5 protein-coding genes and 1 pseudogene are annotated in these 6,461 nt (G+C 66.1%); 1 reads left to right on the forward strand and 5 read right to left on the reverse strand.

Annotated elements, in window-relative coordinates; genetic code table 11:
• Window positions 1-15 precede the first annotated feature (15 nt).
• The 5 genes from KAH28_RS07560 to KAH28_RS07580 form a co-directional block, all read right to left on the reverse strand.
• On the reverse strand, window positions 16-675 hold the full coding sequence (locus tag KAH28_RS07560; protein WP_290575377.1) for a class I SAM-dependent methyltransferase: 660 nt from the start codon (window positions 673-675) through the stop codon (window positions 16-18).
• Window positions 676-706: 31 nt separating this feature from the next.
• Complete coding sequence (locus KAH28_RS07565; RefSeq protein ID WP_290575378.1) at window positions 707-2,896, reverse strand: TonB-dependent siderophore receptor; 2,190 nt, start codon at window positions 2,894-2,896, stop codon at window positions 707-709.
• 355 nt (window positions 2,897-3,251) lie between these two features.
• Window positions 3,252-3,689 carry a cupin domain-containing protein gene (locus KAH28_RS07570; RefSeq protein WP_290575379.1) on the reverse strand — a complete coding sequence of 146 codons (438 nt, stop codon included), beginning with the start codon at window positions 3,687-3,689 and terminating at the stop codon, window positions 3,252-3,254.
• A gap of 62 nt (window positions 3,690-3,751) precedes the next feature.
• Entirely contained in the window at window positions 3,752-4,231 is a 480-nt protein-coding gene (locus KAH28_RS07575) for an acyl-CoA thioesterase (protein ID WP_290575380.1), read from the reverse strand.
• Between the two features lie 64 nt (window positions 4,232-4,295).
• The gene (locus KAH28_RS07580; RefSeq protein WP_290575381.1) at window positions 4,296-5,903 is read right to left on the reverse strand and encodes a SulP family inorganic anion transporter; all 1,608 of its coding nucleotides are present in this window, start codon (window positions 5,901-5,903) and stop codon (window positions 4,296-4,298) included.
• A gap of 181 nt (window positions 5,904-6,084) precedes the next feature.
• On the opposite strand from KAH28_RS07580, the pseudogene KAH28_RS07585 reads away from it, so the two are divergent.
• Window positions 6,085-6,461, forward strand: a pseudogene (locus KAH28_RS07585) (hypothetical protein); the annotation flags it as partial.

Raw genomic sequence — 6,461 nt, forward strand, 5'->3', positions numbered from 1 at the left:
CCCGTAGCCTGACGCTCAGCGCTTGCGCGCCAGGGTCAGCCCGTCGCCGATGGGGACCAGCGAGAGATCCACGCGCTCGTCGGCGTGCACGGCGCGATTGAAGGCGCGCAGCGCCATGGTGTCCTCGCTGGGGTTGTCGTCGTCGGCCACGCGGCCGTCCCAGAGGGTGTTGTCGACGGCGATCAGGCCGCCCGGCCGCAGCAGTCGCAGACAGCGTTCGTAGTAGTCGGCGTAGCCGGTCTTGTCGGCGTCGATGAAGGCGAAGTCGTAGCCGCCGCCCTCGCGCGCCTCCAGGGTGGCCAGCGACTCGGCGGCCGGCCCGAGCATGAGCGCGATGCGGTCGTCGACGCCGGCTTCGGACCAGTAGCGCCGGGCGACCGCGGTGTACTCCGCGCTGCGGTCGCAGGTGACGACGTCCCCGTCCTCCGGCAGCGCCAGCGCCATGGCCAGCGCACTGTAGCCGGTGAAGGTGCCGACCTCCAGGCACCGCCGCGCGCCCATCAGCCGCAGCAGCATCTGCATGAACTGCCCCTGCTCGGGACTGATCTGCATGTTGCGCTCGGCCATGCCGGCGGTCTCGGCGCGCAGGCGCTGCAGGACATCCGGCTCGCGCAGCGAGTGTTCGAGCAGGTAGCGGTGCAGCGTGTCGGTGACCTGGATGGTGCGGCTGGACATGGGAGCGCCCTCGGTGTGCGGTGCGCCGAGCCTAGAGCGCGTAGCGGATGGTGCCAACCACCTGCCGGCGCTCGCCGAAGTAGCAGTCGCCGCGCGCCAGACAGCTCACCAGGTACTCCTTGTCGGTGACGTTGCGGACGTTGAGGCTGACATCCCAGCGCCCGAAGCCGTAGCCCAGCATCAGATCGCCCAGCGTGTAGGACGGCGTGCGCACGTTGTCGGCGCCGTCGCGGCTCTCGCCGATGTAGCGCACGCCCGCGGCGGCGCGGATGCCCCGGACATCGGGTCCGACGCGGTAGCCGAGCCACGCCGAAGCCTGGTCGGACGGAATGGACGCGAAGCGGAAGCCGTTGGCGTTCTCGGTATCGAGATGACTGGCGTTGACCTCCAGCGTGAAATCGCCGAAGCGGGTCAGCGTCTCCAGTTCCACGCCCTCGACGTTGGCGACGCCCTCCTGCTGCGACGGCGCGTCCGGCAGGCCGCCGGGGGTCGCGAGGTTGGACTGCTTGATGTCGAAGGCCGCCAGCGTCGCCTGCAGCGGGAAGCCGCTGGCGCGGTACTTGATGCCGGCCTCGTACTGGCGCCCCTCGCGCGGCTCCAGTGCGCGCTGCGTGACGTTGTCGACCCCGAGCACCGGCTCGAAGGATTCGGCATAGCTGACGTAGGGCGCGATGCCGTTGGCGAAGGTGTAGAGCAGACCGCCGCTGTAGCTGACCGCGGTCTCGTCCTGCTCCTGCGTGCCGTCGTCGGTGCGCACCTGATCGAAGCGCGCGCCACCGGTGATGCGCAGATTGCCGACATGCACCTGATCGTTCACGTACACGCCGAGGTCGCGGGTGGTGGCTTCCGGCCCGTCCGTGAACGCCGCGTCGAAAGCCGCCTGCGACGGCACATTGCCGTAGGTGGGGTCGAAGAGGTCGATCCAGAAGGTGTCGCCGACCGTGTCGTCGGGCTGCCCGGTCGCCGGATCGTAACCGTAGGCGTAGAGGTTGGCGCTGTCGTTCTCGGTGGTCACGTGCTGGTACTGCACGCCCATCATGAGCTCGTGCCGAACCGCGCCGTGCGTGAAGTCGGCGTGCAGGCGCGTGTCCACGGCGCGCTGGTTCGATTCGGCATCGCTGGTGTAGAAGGTGCGCGGCACGCGGCCGTCGCCGTAGAGGCTGCCGTCGGGGTTGCGCACATAGCGGTCGCCGCCGATGAAGGACGGCCACGCCTGGTTGTAGTCGGCCTTGCCCGCCGTCCAGCGGGCCGTGGTCTCCAGCGACCACACCGCGTTGAAGACGTGATTGGCCAGTACCGTCACCGAGTTCTTGCGGGTGTCGTAGCGGTCGAACGACGGCTCGCCGAGAAAGGCGCTGTCATCGATGAAGCGCCCGTTCGGGGCCGGCCGCAGGGTGCCGGCGATGGGCACGAACTGGGCGCCGGCCCGGCTGTCGGTCTCCTGGAAGCTGCCCAGCAGCGTGATCTCGGTTCGCTCCGACGGGCGCCAGCTCAGCGAGGGGGCGAACAGCGCGGTGTCGTCCTGGATGTAGTCGACCTGCGTGTCGCTGTCGCGTCCGACGGCGATGAGCCGGTAGAGCAGCGTGTCGTCCGCGGTCAGCGAACCGCCAATGTCGGCACCGGTTTCCCAGCGGTCGCGGTTGCCGTAGCGCAGGAAGACCTCGGACTGCATGTCCGTGCGGGGGCGCTTGCTCACCACGTTGACCAGACCGCCCGGCGAGCCCTGGCCGTAGAGCACCGACGCCGGCCCCTTGAGCACCTCCACCTGCTCCAGCGCGTAGGGGTGCGGGCGCGTGTTGTTGTAGCTGCCGAAGAGCGCCTGCAGGCTGTCGCGATACTCCGGCGCATCCAGGCCGCGCACCTTCACCCAGTCGCCACGCGTGGCATAGCCGTAGGTCTCGCCGAAGACGCCGGCGCTGTAGAGATAGGCGTCCACGAGATCGAGCGCCCCCTTGTTGCGGAGGTCCAGCTGGGTCTCGATGGACACCGAGCGCGCCGTTTCCATGATCGGCGCGTCGGCCTTCATCGCCGAGTAGCGCTGGAACTCGCCGCCGATGACGACGATCTCGTCCATGTTGTCGCCCTCGGTCTCACCGGCATCCGCCTCCGCGGACGCATCGAGCTGGGCCGACAGCGGGCCGGAGAGTGTGGCCGCGCAGGCGGCGAAGGCAAGGGCGAGCAGTGCCGGAGACGATCCGGCCGGTCGGGAATTGGACAGCATGGCGCACACAGCGTTCGAATCAGCCGCGCATGATAATGCGTCATCTTCTCGTTTGCGTTTCGTGCAGACGATGCCGCCCGCAGGCCGCTCCCGCGCCCGTCCGGCGACCTGACGGCCGAACCGGCGCGCGCTACTCGCCCTCGCCCAGCAGTCCGTTCCGCCGCAGCCGCTTCTCCAGCGTCGCGACGCGCGCGAACGCGATGAGCCCGAAGACGAAGCCGAGGATGCCGAAAGCTTCCATGCCCATTCTCCCGTTCTCCCGTCACCAGAAGGGCGTGCCGGCGCCCTGCCCGACACCGGGACGATTCCCGGCGTGCCGCCACCGTACGCCAGCGCGCCGGACGGCGCCGGTCCGTCAGCGCTCGAATACCAGCCCGTCCGCGCGCCAGGCCGGCGTGCAGACGACGATCAGCTCGAGGTCGCTCCCCTCGCTGGTGTTGCGGATGGCGTGCCACTCGTTGCGCCGGATGACGATGCTGTCGCCGGCGCCGACGGCGCGCTCGGCGTCCTCCAGCATCATGACGCCGCTGCCGGCGCGCACGAGGTAGGTCTCTTCCCAGTCGTGCCGGTGCGGCCTGACCGCCACGCCCGCCGGCACGCGGATCTCGGCGATGCTCATCTCGCGCGCCCGGGAGTTGCGCGGGCTCGCCAGCTCGCGGGCGACGGCGCGGTCCTCGGCCTCGTACCAGGGCTGCGATTCGGCCTGGATGACCTCGATGGCCGGCTCGCCGACGGCCCAGCCGGGCGCGAACAGCAACAGGACGGCGGCGGACAGGCGGAACGGCGTGCGCATGATCGGGCTCCCTGGCGACGGTGTCCGCTACCGCACGCCAGAGCCGTGCCATCCGCGGTCCGTCAGCCCTCCGGCGCTGCGCCGGGCTGCGTCGCCGGCGCCGGTGCGGTCGCGATCGCGGCGAACACGTCGGCCGGTGCCACCACCTTCCCGGCCTGGGTGAATGCGCTGTGGAAGTGCCCCTCCGCGATCAGCTCGCCCTTGCGCTCGTAGCGCTGGACGATCTCGAAGCGCCGCTCGTCCCAGTCCACGATGCGGGTGGACAGCCGGTAGCGCTGGCCGGCGTGGAGCGGCCGTCGATAGCGCATGTCGCAGGACGCCAGCGGCAGTCCCAGGCGACGGCGCAGGCACACGCGGCGGATGCCGGTGCGCTGGAAGAACAGGTTGCGCGCCTCGTTCATCAGCTGCAGGTAGCGCACGTTGTCCATGTGCAGGCCGATGTTGAGATCACCCGGCCAGACGCGCATGTCCAGCACGAGGGTTTCGCGGAGGCCGAGCTGCGGCCGGGTCAGACCGTGAAGGCTTCGGATGGTGCTGCGCACGGCGTGCTCCTCGAACGGGGTCGGTCGGTAGTAGTGCAGCGGTGACGCGGGATGCGGCCGGCCCTCAGGCAAGCTTGTCGTCGGCCACGCGGTAGCGCGGATCCTCGTGGTAGTCGACCACGATCATGCGCCGGGCCTTGTCCATGAGCTCGGTGCAGTCCGGGCTGAGATGGCGCAGCGACAGATGCTTGCCCGCCCGCTGGTAGCGCTCCGCGAGGCCGTTGACGGCCTCGATGGCGGAATGATCCATCAGCTTCGCGTTGCGGAAGTCGATCTCGACCCGGTCGGGGTCGTCGCGCGGCACGAACTGCTCCTGGAAGCCCGCGGCCGAGGCGAAGAAGATCGTGCCCTCGACGTCGTACACCTTGCGGCCATCGGCGGTCTCGCGCGCGGTCACCCGCACCTGCTTGGCGTGCTCCCAGGCGAACACCAGCGCCGACACGATGACGCCCACCACCACCGCCGCGGCAAGGTCCACCGCCACCGTGACCGCGGCCACCAGCAGGCCCACCAGCACATCCGCGCGCGGGACCTTGCCGAAGAGGCGAAAGCTGCCCCACTCGAAGGTCTTCTCGGCCACCACGAACATCACGCCGATCAGCGCGGCGAGCGGAATGCGCTCGATGAGCGCCGAGCCGAACAGGATGAAGGACAGCAGGAACAGCGCCGTCGCCACGCCGGAGAGCCGATGCAGCGCGCCGTTGCCGACGTTGATCATGCTCTGGCCGATCATCGCGCAGCCGCCCATGCCGCCGAAGAAGCCGTTGACCAGATTGGCCAGTCCCTGCCCAATGCACTCCTTGTTGCCGCGCCCACGCGTTTCGGTGATTTCGTCTACCAGCGTGAGTGTCATCAGCGACTCGATCAGGCCGACGGCGGCCGCGAGCACGGAGAACGGCAGGATCAGCTTAATGCTTTCCCAGTTGAAGGGAACCTTCGGAATGGCAAAGGTGGGCAACGAGGCGGCTATGGTTTCCTTGGTGGGATCCATGCCCTGCACAAAATCGAGTACGGTGCGGGATTCGTGAATGCCGAAATGTTTGAGTAGAATCGAAACCACGGTGACGGTGACGATCGCCACGAGCGTTGCGGGGATGGCCTTGGTGAGCTTCGGAAGGAAAAAGCTAATGAGCATGGTGGCAGTAATCATGCCGCACATAATCAGCAACGGGGTTTGTGCCAGCAGATGCGCTTCCTCGCCGTGCCCTTCGTAGAACATCTCGAACTGCGACTTAAAAATGATAATGGCCAGCCCGTTCACGAAGCCGAGCATGACGGGATGCGGCACGAGGCGGATAAACTTGCCGAGTTTGAGGACACCAAACAGCATCTGGATGATGCCCATCAGGATGACGGCGGCAAAGAGGTAGCCCGTGGCGGCTTCGGTGGTCAATCCTTCCCCGTAGAGGCCCAACATCAACGGGGCGAAAATTACGGCGACCGCGCCGGTGGCGCCGGAAATCATGCCGGGCCGGCCACCAAAGATTGCGGTAATGAGCCCCATCATGAAGGCGGCATAGAGCCCAACCTTCGGGTCAACCTTCGCCACAAACGAAAAGGCCACGGCCTCGGGAATCAGGGCAAGCGCTACGGTGAGCCCCGAAAGGATGTCGTTCTTTACATTGCGGGGCCGCTCGATCGCAAGTTTGAATAGCTTGTTGGTTTTGTGCATGGGAAATTTCCGGTTATTCGTCGTTTGCTAAGGGTAAAACGCGGCGGACTATCCCAGAATCCCTTTTGATTGCGACCCCTTTCAAGAATTAATTCGTATCCTACCTTCATTTCGCAGGAGCCATGCAGAAGGCGGCAAGGTTGGACATTTGACATCCGGCAGTGTAAAGAGGAAAGGAGAAATGGAAATAACTGACATGCTAAATAAATTTTCGATACGCGTATCTGCCAAGGGCACTTCCATGTTTCCGCACATGAATATCGTTGATAAACGGTATGCGAGATTTCTGGTGCTTCTGGCCCTGGCCATTGGATGGCTAGCCCCGATTGCCAAAGCGGATGATTTTGATGTGATTATGGGCAGAATGCGGGCGGATCTTAATACCTCTAATATTCATGCGACCGATTGGAACAGTGGAGGATATTGGACCGATATCGATTACTCCAATGAGGCAACGACGAGCTGGGCTCCGATCCTCCATTTGGAGCGACTTGTGGAGATGGCAACGTATTATGTTAAGGTTAGCGATGACGTGGCGTTATACAACCGGATCGTAAA

The sequence above is a fragment of the Algiphilus sp. genome (assembly GCF_023145115.1).
Classification (GTDB): domain Bacteria; phylum Pseudomonadota; class Gammaproteobacteria; order Nevskiales; family Nevskiaceae; genus Algiphilus.

What these genes read in the sequence shown, in the direction of transcription:
- KAH28_RS07580 (WP_290575381.1), bottom strand. Translation starts at nt 5,903, where the DNA reads ATGCACAAAACCAACAAGCTATTCAAACTTGCGATCGAGCGGCCCCGC.
- KAH28_RS07560 (WP_290575377.1), bottom strand. Translation starts at nt 675, where the DNA reads ATGTCCAGCCGCACCATCCAGGTCACCGACACGCTGCACCGCTACCTG.
- KAH28_RS07570 (WP_290575379.1), bottom strand. Translation starts at nt 3,689, where the DNA reads ATGCGCACGCCGTTCCGCCTGTCCGCCGCCGTCCTGTTGCTGTTCGCG.
- KAH28_RS07565 (WP_290575378.1), bottom strand. Translation starts at nt 2,896, where the DNA reads ATGCTGTCCAATTCCCGACCGGCCGGATCGTCTCCGGCACTGCTCGCC.